Here is a 12879-nt window from a genome sequence, read left to right as displayed (position 1 = left end):
AGCTAAGGCTCCTAATGAGAAATGGCTTACAGATGTAACTGAATTTTCAATTCCTGGAGATAATAGAAAGCTTTATTTAAGTCCAATTATGGACATTTACGATAACAGTATTATTGAATATGAAATATCCTTTAAAAACAATAATCAACTTGTATTTAAAATGTTTGATAGAGCCATCCAAAAACATCCTGATGCAAAGCCCATATTTCATAGTGATAGAGGGTTTCAGTATACGGGAAATATTTTCAAAAGTAAGATTGAAGAAGCTGGAATGGTCCAAAGTATGTCAAGAGTTGGTAAATGTATAGATAATGGTCCTATGGAAGGATTTTTTGGTATATTAAAGACTGAAATGTTTTACGGTAAGAAGTTTAAAACACTTGAAGAATTAAGGGAAAAAATAATTCAATATATAAAATTTTACAATGAAAAAAGATTTCAAAAAGGATTAGGATGCATGGCTCCTTTAGAATATCGAAACCATGCATCCTAATGTGCATAAATTTTAATTAAATTGATTGTCTACTTGACAAAGGTCAGTTCATATTAAAATCTGTAGCAATTCAAGAGATCCATCATAGGATTAAGAATAATTTGCAAACTATTTCCAGCTTGTTGCGATTACAATTTAGAAGAATGAAGGATAGAAATGCTAAAAAAGCGTTAGAGGAGAGTATAAGTAGAATTGTAAGTGTATCCATTACCCATGAATTATTATCTGAAAGCGGTATTGTCGATGTGGATATAAAAATCTTAATAGAGAGAATTGCAGATAATGGAAAGGATTATTTATTAGAGCCAAATAAAAATATAGATATTAAAGTTTTGGGTAATACTTTTGTTGTCGATTCTCAATATGCCACATCCATAGCGTTAATAGCAAATGAACTAATACAAAATTCTATAGATGATGGGTTTAAAACAAAAATAATGGATATATGAATATTAAAATAAAAAAAGATCAGATATTTTATACTATATCGGTCTTAGATAACGGAGAGGGGTTTGATCCATCTAAGTTGCCTGATAATAGTTTAGGTCTTAGTATAGTAGATAAAATCATAAAAGAGAAATTAGGTGGAAATCTTTATATAGATTCATCCCATAAAGGTACTACAATAAGTTTCGATTTTAAATTTCAATAATAAAATACTGTTTATATAGCACAAAGAAGTGTTAGTAAAGGCAAAGAGGCCTAAAGTAGTTGCAAAGCCTACTTTAGGCCTCTTTTTGTTTGAAATTTAGTTTAAGGGGAGATCAGATGAACGAAAGTATTCTAAGTGTAGGAATAGATATAGGAACTTTAACAACCCAATTAGTATTTAGCAGGATAACCATAGACAATACTGCTTCAATAGCTTCTGTGCCCATGATAAAGATTATAGATAAGGAGGTAGTATATAGAAGCAAAATACATTTTACACCCCTTTTATCCCCTATAGAAATAGATGGGGCTAGCGTTAGAAAAATAATAGAGGCTGAATATAAAAAAGCAGGAATTAAGCCTAAGGATGTAGTAACTGGTGCAGAAATTATTACTAGGGAGACTGCTAGGAAAAAAATGCAAACCAGGTTTTAGATACTTTATCTGGATTAGCTGGGGATTTTGTGGTTGCAACTGCAGGAACAGATTTAGAAGGGATAATAGCTGGAAAAGGAGCAAATGCTGATGAGTTTTCTAAGAAAAAGGGGGTTGTTGTAGCAAATTTGGATATAGGTGGAGGCACCACTAATATTGTGGTATTTAAAAATGGCAATGTTATAGATACTTCTTGTTTTGACATAGGTGGAAGACTGATTAAAGTAGATAAGACTAAAAAAAGGATAACCTACATTTCAGAAAAAATAAATTACCTTGCACAAAGTATCGGCTTAGATATGAAAGTGGGAGGGAACGCTGATTACCGTAAGTTGGAATTAATTTCAGAGCGGATGGTGTCGGTTCTCGAAGAGATGAAACTATATGAAGCAAAAGAAACTATTAGGGCTACTGTAGTGGGTACTGGTTCCCATACTACTGATATTAGCGGTAGTACCATCAAATATAGTGAAGAAGTTCTTCCGCTAAAAAATATACCAATACTAAAGCTAACAGAAGAAGATGAAAATTTAAACTTTTAGGAAATGGAGGAGATTATTGCTGAGAAGCTAAGATGGTTTATGTTGGAAGAGGATATCCAATTGGTTGCTTTAGCTATCAAGGGGGTGAGGAATTTAAACTTCGAGGAAGTAGAAGGTTTAGCAGATTCAATAATAAATGGTATGAGAGATATTTTAGATCTGGATACGCCATTAATTATTATAGAAAATGATATAGCTAAGGTACTTGGTCAGACATTAGATATTCGCTTAAGCAATAAAAAAAGATAGTATGCATTGACTCCATAAAAGTGGAAAATGGAGACTATGTAGATATTGGCAAACCCTTAGCAGATGGAAGTGTTGTACCTGTAATAGTAAAGACTCTACTGTTTAATTAATAAATTAGAGAGGTGGATAAGTTGAGATTGAAAACCAAATTATTTGGTACTGTTTACCAATTTAAGGATATTAAAGAGGTCTTGGCTAAGGCTAATGAAGAAAGGTCGGGAGATAGGTTGGCAGGCATAGCTGCTAAATCTGTTACTGAGATGATTGCTGCTAAAGAAGTATTAAGTAATTTGACTTTAAAAGATTTGAGAAATAATTCAATAGTGCCCTATGAGGAAGATGAAGTAACAAGGGTTATACAGGACTTGGTTAATGAGAAAATATATAATCAGGTTAAAAATCGGACTGTTGCAGAATTAAGGGAATGGATATTGGATACTAAAACCAGAACTAGTGATATTAGGAGGATAAGTAGAGGATTAATGGAAGCTATTAAAAAAGGTGCTCCTGCTGACATGATATTCCAAAGTATTGCAGGTACACATGGAGATATCTAAAACTGATGCTATAAACCTAGGAATAAATCCAACAATAAGAGAATCAGGGAATCTAAATGGAGGAGCAAGTATTTTTATTGCATCTGAAAAGGCGGTTGTTAAAAGAACTAAAAGTGTAATTATAGCTAAGCCTCATATTCGCATGACTCCCGATGGTGCTATTAGGCTAAATGTAAAGGATAAGGATAAGGTTTGTGTAATAGTTAAGAGCAATAGGCCTGTTATATTTGAAGATGTAATAGTAAGAGTAAATGAGAACTATAAGCTTAGTATGCATATTGATTATGATGAGGCAAATGCAGTAGGATTTGAAAAGGGTATGGTTATAGAATCCATATTGAAAGGAAAAAGAATCATATGTATTGAAGAAGGGTTATTACCCAATCTAATATTGAAAAATTATGGCTAAATAGAACAAAGAATATATGGATATCTAAAGGTTCTATTATTACCCCTTTAGCAGAAGAATATATGATAGATAAACAGATTAAAGTCAAGTATTTAGAACTATAGTGGAAGGAAGATGCTTATGATAATTGAGAAGGTTGTTGGTAATGTTTGGGCTACTAGAAAAGAGGAATCGTTAAATGGATTTAAATTGCTGGTTATTAAACCAATAGATTATTACCATGAAAAAGAAGAAAATACTTTTGTTGCTGTTGATAGTGTAGGCGCAGGTATAGGTGAACAGGTGCTAGTAGTGAGAGGAAGTTCTGCACGAAAGGTTTTAGAAAACAGGGAAGTACCTGTAGATGCAACGGTTATTGGGATTATAGATGAAATAGAAAGGATTATCAAAAGGGTATTGGAAAATTAAGATTGGAGGGATAGTATGGGCATAAATGATATTATTGTCTATATAATGGTGTTACTTATGGTTATAGGAGCTATAGATAGGATAATTGGAAACAAGTTTGGTTTTGTGAGCAATTTGAAGAAGGGATATTAGCTATAGAGTTAGCACAAACGGGACAAGCAGGGCTATTTGCAGGGTTAATATTAGGGGCAATGGTGGAGCCAACAATCGTATTTACAATACCGGTAGCCTAATAATAGATAAGGAGGACCATAAATTTTTAGCTACAGGGATATTGGCGGGTTTAATAACTATTCCCATAGGGACCTTTGTCGGTGGGTTAGTTGCAGGTTTTGAATTACCCATGATATTGAGTAATTCAGTTCCAACAGTTATTGTTTCTCTCCTTTTAGCCGTTGGTTTATGGAAAATTTTCGATAAGATGACAAGAGGATTTACCGTTTTTGGAAGAGGTGTAGTTATTGTAATAACAATAGGATTGGCAGTTATAATTATTGAAACTTTAACGGAGATAGTTGTAATTCCCGGTATAGCGCCGGTATCTGATAGTATAGCCATTGTTGGAGATATTGCACTAATGTTAGCCGGAGCATTTCCAATGGTACATTTCATAACAAAGGTGTTTAGAAAGCCTTTACTCCAATTAGGAAAGTTGTTAGGAATGGGAGATGTAGCGGTAGCAGGTAAATTAACGGCAGGAATTACCGCAGTTATACTTGCCATCTTTATTGCTAATAGAAGGGTAGAAAAGACTCAAGAAAGTTGAGATATCTACATTTGATGTAGATAGTTGGAGGTAGTATAATGAAGAACTTTAATCTGAAAACGGATATCTATTATGGGTTAGACTCAATTGAAAAGATTAAGGATATCCAGGAGAAAAGTGCTTTTGTTGTTACTGATATTACTATGATTAAATTAGGCTTTCTATCTGAAATAACTTATATTTTAGATGGGAAGGGCATCAATTGGTGTTTGTTTTTAAAGATATAACGGAAGATCCTTCCTTAGAAATTATATATAAGGGATTGGAAAGCTACTAGATTTCAAGCCTGATATAATAATAGCATTAGGTGGCGGTTCTGTTATCGACGCAGGAAAAGCAATTCTTTACCATCATTTGATGGCATCAGATAAATTTATAGATATAGATTTAATTAAAAAACCATCTAATATAATTGCAGATACAGGATTTGATGTTTTAACCCATGCTATAGAAGCTTATGTGTCTATAAATTCAACTGATTATTCAGATATTTACGCAGAGAAAGCCATAGAATATGTATTTAAATATTTGTCAAGAAGCTACAATAATAATGAAGATATAGAAGCTAAGGAAAAAATGCATATAGCATCCTGTATGGCTGGAATAGCTTTTAATAGCTCGGACTTAGGTATTAACCATAGTATGGCTCATATAATAGGTGCTGCACGGTTTAACATTCCCCATGGAAGGATTAATAGTATAATTACTACCATATGTTATAGAATTTGATTCAGAATTAGATAGAAAATCAAATACCGGCATAGGGGAGAAGTATAGGAATCTGTCTAGGATATTAGGATTCCCACATTCAACACTTAAAGAAGGAGTTATTAGTTTAATAGAAGGCATTAAAATTTTAAAAAACAAGCTGAATATGCCAGCTACATTAAAAAAAGCCAATATTGATAATAAAATATTTTATACAACCATAGAAGAAATGAGTGAAATAGCCATCGAGGACCCGTGTACTAAAGACAATCCAATTAAAATTAAAATTGAAGACATAGCAAATATTTTAAAGAAAGCATATGCCTGCTAATATATATACCATTAACATAATATTTACAACACTATAAGACAAAAAAATTACGAAACAACTTGAATTTTTTACAATTATTAGATATACTATAATTGTTCAAATATAATAAATATTAATGGCAGAGTAGGTAGTTTGCGTAAAGTGTTAGAGGATGGGACGTTGCCTCTAAACGAAGAGCTTTTTAGCTTGCGTTAAACTATCGCGTTCGCTGACACATCCTGAATAGTCTGCTTTCTTGATGTGGCAGTTCTGTCATGCCATTGAGGAAAGGAGGCTTTTTTTGTGAAAAAGTTGAGCTCTAAGAATATTGCCTATTATGCTTTGCTTATTGCATTAAATGTTGTTTTAACAAGAGTAGGTAGTATTAGAATAGGCGGCGGAGGGACTGAAATCGTTAGAATAGGATTCGGAGGTTTTCCAATAATCTTTGCTGGAATAGTATTTGGTCCTCTAGCTGGAGGTATTGTAGGGGCAGTTGGTGATATAATAGGTATGATAATTAGCCCAATGGGCCCATATATGCCACATTTTACTTTATCTGCTGCCTTAACAGGAGCAATACCAGGGCTTATAATGATGAAATGTAAAGACAAAGAATGTAGAACTTCGTTTTGGAAACTTTTGCTAGCAATAGGAGTAGGACAAGTCACTACATCTATACTATTATGGGCCTACTTTATGAAAACATTATTTAGTATACCTCTAGTTACTATTCTTCCAGGTAGGGTTATCGGTCAATTAGTCAATATACCATTATATGCGTATATGACTAAGGTACTAATAAGCAGACTCCCTATAGCGTTGGATACTAATTAGATAAAAAGCCATTACCAATACACGGTAATGGCTTTTGTAATATTTGTATTAATGCTATATAATGAGAAGGGAGGCATTTTTTAAGACTCTTTTCTTATTTATATTAGCATATTAAAGGAGATGTTTATTTGTGAAAGTGGCTATTGTTACTGATAAGCCAAGATTTAAAGTATTGCCCACAGATGAAGGGATAATGGAAGATAAACAGAAGGGAAAGACTATAAAAGGATTGAAAGAAGTACTTTCAAAGAAATTTAACTGCATTGATTTAGTATTTGATGATAACTTGATTACAAGGTTGAAAAAAGAAAAGGTAGATTTGGTTTTTAATTTGTGTAATGGAATTAACGGCGATGCTAGACTATCTCAATTGCCAGCTGCCCTTGAGTATGCTGGTATCCCCTATACCAGCTCTTCACCTTTAGGTCATGGGCTTGCTTATAATAAGATTTATTCGTGCAAATTATTTCAAGAAGCAAAAATTCCTACACCGAAATTTACTTATGTTTCTCGTATAGAAGAAATTGAGAATCTAAATATTGATTTTCCAGTTTTGGTAAAACCTAAAGATGAGGGTTCTAGCAGAGGAATTCATGAAGATAGCCTTATATTTAATGAAGATGATTTAATTCAAAAAGTGGAAAAGGATTTAACAACCTATAATCCACCTATTATGATTACTGAATATATAGAAGGTAGGGAATTTACAGTAGGGGTTTTAGGTAACGGTGAAAATTTAACGGTTCTACCCATATTGGAAGTAGATTTTTCAAATCTTCCAGAACATTTAAATAATATTTATAGTTTTGAAGTAAAATTTCATTACGGGGATAGGACTATCTTTCATATTCCCGCTAAATTGAAAAGGGAAACAAAAAAGAGAATTGAAAGGATAGCAATTAAAGCATATAGTACCTTAGGAATGCGAGACTATGCTAGAATCGATATTAGATTGAGGGATAGGATTCCCTATGTACTGGAGGTGAATTCTTTGCCGGGTCTTATGAAAGGCCATAGTGATTTGACTAAGATGGCAGAAGCTTGTAAATTAGGTTATAGTGGTTTGATTATGAAAATTGTTAAAAATGCAATTAATAGGTATTATTTAAATGATAAATTAAATTATAAAACTGTTTAATAATAATTATCTCCTTAAGTATATACTTAAGGAGATAATTCTAACTATATGCTAAAAATGACCTCTTCATTTGTTCATAAGGCCTAACACCTACCATTTTATGCTGGTCGTTGATTATAAACGTAGGGGTACCTTCTACCTCAAATTTACCTATTAAATTTTTTGCCCTTTTTAAGTTTGCTTCATATTTACCAGCATTGATTAGGTTGTTCATTTCTTCAATATTCAATCCAGCTTTTTTTGCTATATCATCAAGAATATCTTTATTCCCTATATTTTTTAAATCTGTGAAATAGGCTTTAAATATCTTTTTAGAAAACTCATCATACTTACCTACAGATTTGGCGTATTCTCCTGCTAGAAGAGCCCTATGGGTATTATAGTCTTTTTCTTGCATTTTGTATTTAATACCATATTCAGTTCCTAATTTGTTTAACATCTCATACATTTTTTCTGCGTATCCTTTTGGATGTTTTCCCTCTACACTTTTACCTTCCAATGGAATATCTGGATGCATTTCATAAGGAATCCATTCTATAGCAAACTCTACACCGTCTTCTTTTAATTTATCAAAAATACCCGTAACTATGAAACAGAAAGGACATGCAAAATCTGAAAAAATTTTAATATCCAACATTTAAACTCCTCCATATTTTATTATTTGTTGAATATATACCCATTGTCAGTAAAAATAAATAATAAACCCCATGAACTGATAATTTATGGGGTTTATAGTTATTTCTGTTTAAGATTTGTTATTTTTTCTCTTGGTAATAGTTCTTCATAAGTGTAATCAAAGTCTTTAAATATTCCATCTATTCTCATGACAGGATGAAAATTTTTAGATTTAATAGCTTCTATAAAATCTATATCATCTCTTATAGTATCATAAAATTTGGTTGCATATTTACCAATTCTATCCATTACATGAGCATCACTGGCACCTAAAGAGGGCAAACCTAACTGAGTAGCTGTTGCATAGGCATATAGATTATGGTAAGAGTAGGTGCTTCCGTTAAAGGATTCAACACCGTCTAATAGGTCAGCTACTTCATGTAGATGATTTTCTAATCCTCTATTATTATTTCTAAAAGGGTGGGCGGCAATGGCTACTCCTTTATGTTTTTTTACCAATCTAAGAAGTTCTTCAGCATGCATCTTTTCCTTCGGAATATCTTTTAAACCAAAAACTAATATATCTCCTTGATGAGTAAGGACTTCGGCACCAACTATTACTAATACTCCGTTAATCTTTACATAATCACCTAGATCCATTCTTAAATCGTTATTATCATGGTTTGTTATACATATCCCATCAAGTCCTATAAGCTTTGCCATATCTATGGCTTTTTTAAAATCGATAAAACTGTCTGATGAGTATTTGTTTTCGTGTATATGAGTATCTATTATCATCTCTATTTTGCCTCCATTTTTAATACTAATTAGATGATACCATAAAATCAGCTGCAATAATCTTGTATAGATAAAAACTATAATTTGACGATAATTATAAAATATCTTAATGGAAAACTTATTTATAAGATATTATGTTATAATGTTTGAGGAAATACAGAAATGGAGGGAAAAAAACATGAAAAATACTAGTAAAATTTTGATTTTATTATTAATTTTTTCAATGATTTTATCACTGGCTGCTTGTCAAAAAAAAGAGGCATCTGATGATGAGGGAGAAATACAAGAAGAAATAGCTAATGAGGGGGAAAATGCCGATCTAGAAGGTACTACCTTAAACATTGTAGCTACTTCTGAGTCTTATAAGGAATTCTTTGACAAATTCACTGATGAGACTGGAATTAAAGTAGAGTTTATATCTATGTCATCTGGAGAACTATTATCAAGAGTAAAGGCAGAGGAAGGAAAACCTATGGCTGATATATGGTTTGGTGGAGGCTTAGATGCTTTTATGGAGGCCAAGGAAGAAGGATTACTTGAATCCTATATATCAAAGGAATCCGAAGATATACCTGCTGAATTTAAAGATCCTGAAGGGTATTGGATTGGGAAAGGACTGACTATTGTAGGACTACTAGTTAACAAGGATATTTTGGAAGAAAATAATCTTCCTATGCCAACCAGTTGGAAAGACTTAACCAATCCAGTTTATAAAGATGAAATAATAATGTCTAATCCAGCTATTTCAGGAACAAATTATGCAGCGGTAAATGGGCTGTTGCAAATGATGGGGGAAGAAGAAGGCTGGAAGTTTTTTGAAGAATTAGATAAGAATATTCCTTATTATGCTAAGAGAGGCAAGGATCCTCAATTAAAGACTATGGAAGGAGAATTTGCTATAGGAATTATTCCTGCTGACAAATCAGCTTTTGACCTTCAAGAAGAGCAGAATGTTGAAGTGGTTTTCCCAGAAGATGGTATACCATGGGTACCTGAAGGGGTTGCCATATTCAAAAATAGTCAAAATCTAGAAGGAGCCAAGGCTTTTATAGATTTTATGCTTTCAAAAGAAAATCAACAAATTCTTGCACAAATAGATGGAAAAGATGGGGCACAAATGGTTAAACCAGGGGTAGAAGGGTATGATTTAGGTGTACCAGAAAAAAGATTTATTAAACAGGATTTGTCTTCCTTTGGTAAGGATAGGGAGCCAATACTAGAAAGATGGTCAGAACTTGTAGGTGATAAATAATATGAAAATAGAAAAAAATAGGGTATCTAATAAAATAGGTACCCATTTTTTAAATTTTATTGATAAACTGATACTTCTAACAATCTTATTTCTTGTTATAATATTTATCTTCTATCCAATGTTATCTGTAATTAGCAAAAGCTTTATTGTTAATGGAGAGTTTACATTAGATATTTATAAGAGTTTATTAAATAAAAATATTATGTTACTTAAAAATAGCCTTTTTGTTGCAATATTAACTACTTTAATATCCACCCTTTTGTCGATAGCTGTTTCTATATATATTAGCTTTACTAATAGTAAGTATAAAAAAATACTTACTACAATTTTAATGTTGACTATGATATCACCCCCATTTGTTTCTTCCTTAGCCTATATATCTCTATTTGGTAGGCGGGGCTTTATTACTCATAATATATTAGGGTTTACTGCTAATACCTATGGTTGGCAAGGAATAGTAGCTATGCAATCCCTTGGATTTACTTCACTAAATGCTTTGATGTTAATTGGAGTTATTAACGGCATAGATAAAAGTCTATTTAATAGTTCTTTGGATTTAGGAGGGAATTCATCCCATACTATTTCAAAGATTCTTATACCATTGATGAGACACGGGATTATTATAGTGGGGTTGCTTACTTTTGTTAGATCTTTAGCAGATTTTAGCACGCCCATTATTATAGGGGGTTCCTTTAACGTATTAGCTACTCAGGCCTATTTAAATGTAGTAGCCTATTCGAATTTACCTATGGCTGCAGCTATTAGTATATTATTATTTATACCTGCAATTATAGCTTTTATTTTATATAGAATATTTTTAAAGGATTCCAATATTATAACAGGAACTAATTTTCGTGAAGAATCTGATGAAACTATGCTCAGAATAGAAGGATTTTTTCCTAGGTTACTACAGATAATATCATATTTGTTCTTAACTATGATGATTTTGCAGTATCTATCTATCTTTATTTCTGCTATGACAAAACAAAGATTTGGAACCATGTATTTTACTTTCGATAATATAAAAGAATCTAAAAATTATATTTCGGGAAGTTTTTTAAGAAGTATTATATATTCTTTGATTACTGGTGTTGTTGGAAGTATTATAGGCTTTTTAATTTCCTATTATTTAGAAATTAGAAAGATTAAAGGAATGAAGATTATAGATTTTATCTCTACAATGCCTTATATTATTCCAGGAACATTTTTTGGATTAGGATATATTTTAGCTTTTAATAAATATCCATTAGAACTTACAGGAACTGGTTTAATAGTAATTTTGAATTGTATTTTTAAACAGCTGCCATTACCTACAAAGGCTAGTAGTGCAGTTATCTCCCAAATAAATCCTCAAGTAACAGAGGCTTGTAAGGATTTAGGAGCTCATGATATATATATATTAAAAGATGTAATAACTCCTATGTCAAAATCAGCATTTTTAATATCTTTTGTCAACAACTTTACTGCAACTATGACTACTATAGGCTCGATAATATTTTTAGTGTATCCTGGGAAGAAACTTGCTACCCTTGTAATGTTTGATGCTATACAAAGTGGTAAGTATAGGATAGGGTCGGTAATTGCCTGTATGCTAATTCTTATTACTTTAGTTGTAAATATTATCTTTTCAAAATTCTTGTTGGAGGAAAAAAATGTTTATTAAGGTAGATAATTTAACTAAAAAATTTGGGGATTTGACAGCAGTAGATAATCTGAGTTTTGAAGTAAATAAAAGTGAACTTATATGCGTATTAGGACCTAGTGGCTGTGGAAAGACTACGGTTTTAAAGACTATTGGTGGTTTTTTAAAACCTGAAGTTGGTGAAATATATATAGATGGTGAAGATATAACATATCTATCTCCAGAAAAACGGCCTGTATCTACTGTATTTCAATCTTATGCGCTTTTTCCACATATGACGGTAATACAAAATGTTGTTTATGGATTAAAATTTAGAGGTTTTTCTAAAAAAGCAGCGTTAATTAAAGGAGAAGAATATTTGGATATAGTTGGATTAAGAAAAGAAAAAAATAAGAAAGTAACCCAGCTAAGTGGAGGACAACAGCAGAGGGTAGCTTTAGCTAGATCATTAATTATCAATCCAAAAGTATTACTATTAGATGAACCTTTATCAAATTTAGACGCCAAATTAAGGATAAGGATGAGAGATGAGATTAAAGCAATTCAAAGGAGATTTAATATTACAATGATCTTTGTAACCCATGATCAAGAAGAAGCTTTATCTATTGCTGATAGAATATTGATAATGAATAAAGGAAGGCTAGAACAAATAGGAACACCAGAGGAAGTCTATAATAATCCTAGAACTGAATTTGTATTAAATTTTATCGGGTGGTCTAATTTAATTAAAAGTAGAAATGGAAATTTAGACTTCATTAGACCAGAGAAAATTATTATTGATTCAAAGAAAGGGGAAATAGAAGGAGTTATTGAAGAAAAGTTGTTTTTAGGCTCATTTATCCATTATAAAATTAAAACAAAATCTCAAATCTATAGAGTGCAAAAAAATAATGATGGACAAAATGATTATAATATAGGAGATAGAGTCTATATTTCTATGGAAACTACTGGGCAAATCGTTCAGTAGTTTTTTAGTTTTCATGAATAGAAAACTATAATTAGTATCAAATGATAAGAACTTCTATTTAGAGAAAATAGTGGATTTACTGATATTAAGGGTATATAATGA

The 12879-nt window shown here is 31.8% G+C and carries 20 protein-coding genes, 1 pseudogene and 1 riboswitch; of the genes and pseudogenes, 19 read left to right on the top strand and 2 right to left on the bottom strand.

Annotated elements, in window-relative coordinates:
- The 16 genes and pseudogenes from CUL_RS0109600 to CUL_RS0109540 form a co-directional block, all read left to right on the top strand.
- Window positions 1-493 (top strand): IS3 family transposase (locus CUL_RS0109600; RefSeq protein WP_157752656.1); only part of this gene is annotated, 493 nt, incomplete at its 5' end.
- Window positions 494-513: 20 nt separating this feature from the next.
- Window positions 514-942, top strand: a complete 429-nt coding sequence (locus tag CUL_RS18030) for a sensor histidine kinase (protein WP_081722824.1) — start codon at window positions 514-516, stop codon at window positions 940-942.
- Window positions 939-1145: an ATP-binding protein gene (locus CUL_RS18025; RefSeq protein ID WP_025641372.1), complete on the top strand. Its 207-nt coding sequence runs from the start codon at window positions 939-941 to the stop codon at window positions 1143-1145. The genes CUL_RS18030 and CUL_RS18025 overlap by 4 nt, the downstream gene beginning before the upstream one ends.
- A 116-nt stretch (window positions 1146-1261) precedes the next feature.
- Window positions 1262-2370: pseudogene (locus CUL_RS19740) on the top strand (ethanolamine ammonia-lyase reactivating factor EutA).
- A 20-nt stretch (window positions 2371-2390) separates the two neighbouring features.
- Window positions 2391-2480: an ethanolamine ammonia-lyase reactivating factor EutA gene (locus CUL_RS20180; protein WP_201767873.1), complete on the top strand. Its 90-nt coding sequence runs from the start codon at window positions 2391-2393 to the stop codon at window positions 2478-2480.
- Between the two features lie 27 nt (window positions 2481-2507).
- Complete coding sequence (eutB, locus tag CUL_RS0109580; RefSeq protein WP_330216555.1) at window positions 2508-2927, top strand: ethanolamine ammonia-lyase subunit EutB; 420 nt, start codon at window positions 2508-2510, stop codon at window positions 2925-2927.
- Window positions 2914-3336, top strand: a complete 423-nt coding sequence (locus CUL_RS17110) for a PduL/EutD family phosphate acyltransferase (protein WP_051403532.1) — start codon at window positions 2914-2916, stop codon at window positions 3334-3336. Before eutB ends, CUL_RS17110 begins: the two co-directional genes overlap by 14 nt.
- Before the next feature lie 120 nt (window positions 3337-3456).
- On the top strand, window positions 3457-3744 hold the full coding sequence (locus tag CUL_RS0109570) for a EutN/CcmL family microcompartment protein (RefSeq protein ID WP_005583715.1): 288 nt from the start codon (window positions 3457-3459) through the stop codon (window positions 3742-3744).
- A gap of 15 nt (window positions 3745-3759) precedes the next feature.
- Window positions 3760-3876, top strand: coding sequence for an ethanolamine utilization protein EutH (gene eutH / locus CUL_RS19735; RefSeq protein WP_005583714.1), 117 nt, complete (start codon window positions 3760-3762; stop codon window positions 3874-3876).
- A complete protein-coding gene (eutH, locus tag CUL_RS20175; RefSeq protein ID WP_408065626.1) occupies window positions 3870-3977 on the top strand; it encodes an ethanolamine utilization protein EutH in 108 nt (35 codons plus the stop codon). The genes eutH (CUL_RS19735) and eutH (CUL_RS20175) overlap by 7 nt, the downstream gene beginning before the upstream one ends.
- A complete protein-coding gene (eutH, locus tag CUL_RS17105; protein WP_408065625.1) occupies window positions 3956-4510 on the top strand; it encodes an ethanolamine utilization protein EutH in 555 nt (184 codons plus the stop codon). Before eutH (CUL_RS20175) ends, eutH (CUL_RS17105) begins: the two co-directional genes overlap by 22 nt.
- A 38-nt stretch (window positions 4511-4548) precedes the next feature.
- The gene (locus tag CUL_RS18020) at window positions 4549-4737 is read left to right on the top strand and encodes a hypothetical protein (protein WP_005583712.1); all 189 of its coding nucleotides are present in this window, start codon (window positions 4549-4551) and stop codon (window positions 4735-4737) included.
- A 130-nt stretch (window positions 4738-4867) separates the two neighbouring features.
- Complete coding sequence (locus CUL_RS18015) at window positions 4868-5239, top strand: dehydroquinate synthase/iron-containing alcohol dehydrogenase family protein (RefSeq protein WP_025641370.1); 372 nt, start codon at window positions 4868-4870, stop codon at window positions 5237-5239.
- A complete protein-coding gene (locus CUL_RS18905) occupies window positions 5229-5549 on the top strand; it encodes a dehydroquinate synthase/iron-containing alcohol dehydrogenase family protein (RefSeq protein WP_157752655.1) in 321 nt (106 codons plus the stop codon). Before CUL_RS18015 ends, CUL_RS18905 begins: the two co-directional genes overlap by 11 nt.
- A 117-nt stretch (window positions 5550-5666) precedes the next feature.
- Window positions 5667-5762, top strand: a riboswitch (THF riboswitch).
- Window positions 5763-5831: 69 nt separating this feature from the next.
- On the top strand, window positions 5832-6365 hold the full coding sequence (locus CUL_RS0109545) for a folate family ECF transporter S component (RefSeq protein WP_025641369.1): 534 nt from the start codon (window positions 5832-5834) through the stop codon (window positions 6363-6365).
- 130 nt (window positions 6366-6495) lie between these two features.
- Window positions 6496-7503, top strand: coding sequence for a D-alanine--D-alanine ligase family protein (locus CUL_RS0109540; protein ID WP_025641367.1), 1008 nt, complete (start codon window positions 6496-6498; stop codon window positions 7501-7503).
- 40 nt (window positions 7504-7543) lie between these two features.
- Here the strand turns inward: CUL_RS0109540 and CUL_RS0109535 are convergent, their stop codons facing one another.
- Both CUL_RS0109535 and CUL_RS0109530 read right to left on the bottom strand, forming a co-directional pair.
- Window positions 7544-8140 (bottom strand): DsbA family oxidoreductase, encoded by a 597-nt coding sequence (locus CUL_RS0109535; RefSeq protein ID WP_005583709.1) that lies wholly within the window; start codon window positions 8138-8140, stop codon window positions 7544-7546.
- Window positions 8141-8238: 98 nt separating this feature from the next.
- Window positions 8239-8916, bottom strand: coding sequence for a PHP-associated domain-containing protein (locus tag CUL_RS0109530; protein WP_025641365.1), 678 nt, complete (start codon window positions 8914-8916; stop codon window positions 8239-8241).
- 178 nt (window positions 8917-9094) lie between these two features.
- Between CUL_RS0109530 and CUL_RS0109525 the strand changes: the two genes are divergently transcribed.
- Genes CUL_RS0109525 through CUL_RS0109515 form a run of 3 tightly spaced genes read left to right on the top strand, consistent with a single transcriptional unit; the run spans window position 9095 to window position 12777 of the window.
- Entirely contained in the window at window positions 9095-10168 is a 1074-nt protein-coding gene (locus CUL_RS0109525; protein WP_005583707.1) for an ABC transporter substrate-binding protein, read from the top strand.
- A 1-nt stretch (window position 10169) separates the two neighbouring features.
- Window positions 10170-11831, top strand: a complete 1662-nt coding sequence (locus CUL_RS0109520) for an ABC transporter permease (protein ID WP_005583705.1) — start codon at window positions 10170-10172, stop codon at window positions 11829-11831.
- Window positions 11821-12777 (top strand): ABC transporter ATP-binding protein, encoded by a 957-nt coding sequence (locus CUL_RS0109515; RefSeq protein ID WP_025641362.1) that lies wholly within the window; start codon window positions 11821-11823, stop codon window positions 12775-12777. Before CUL_RS0109520 ends, CUL_RS0109515 begins: the two co-directional genes overlap by 11 nt.
- The last annotated feature ends 102 nt before the right edge of the window (window positions 12778-12879 follow it).

The sequence above is a fragment of the [Clostridium] ultunense DSM 10521 genome, assembly GCF_000511955.1.
In the GTDB taxonomy this organism is placed as follows: domain Bacteria; phylum Bacillota; class Clostridia; order Tissierellales; family Tepidimicrobiaceae; genus Schnuerera; species Schnuerera ultunensis.
This window is presented reverse-complemented; position numbering and strand designations above follow the sequence as displayed.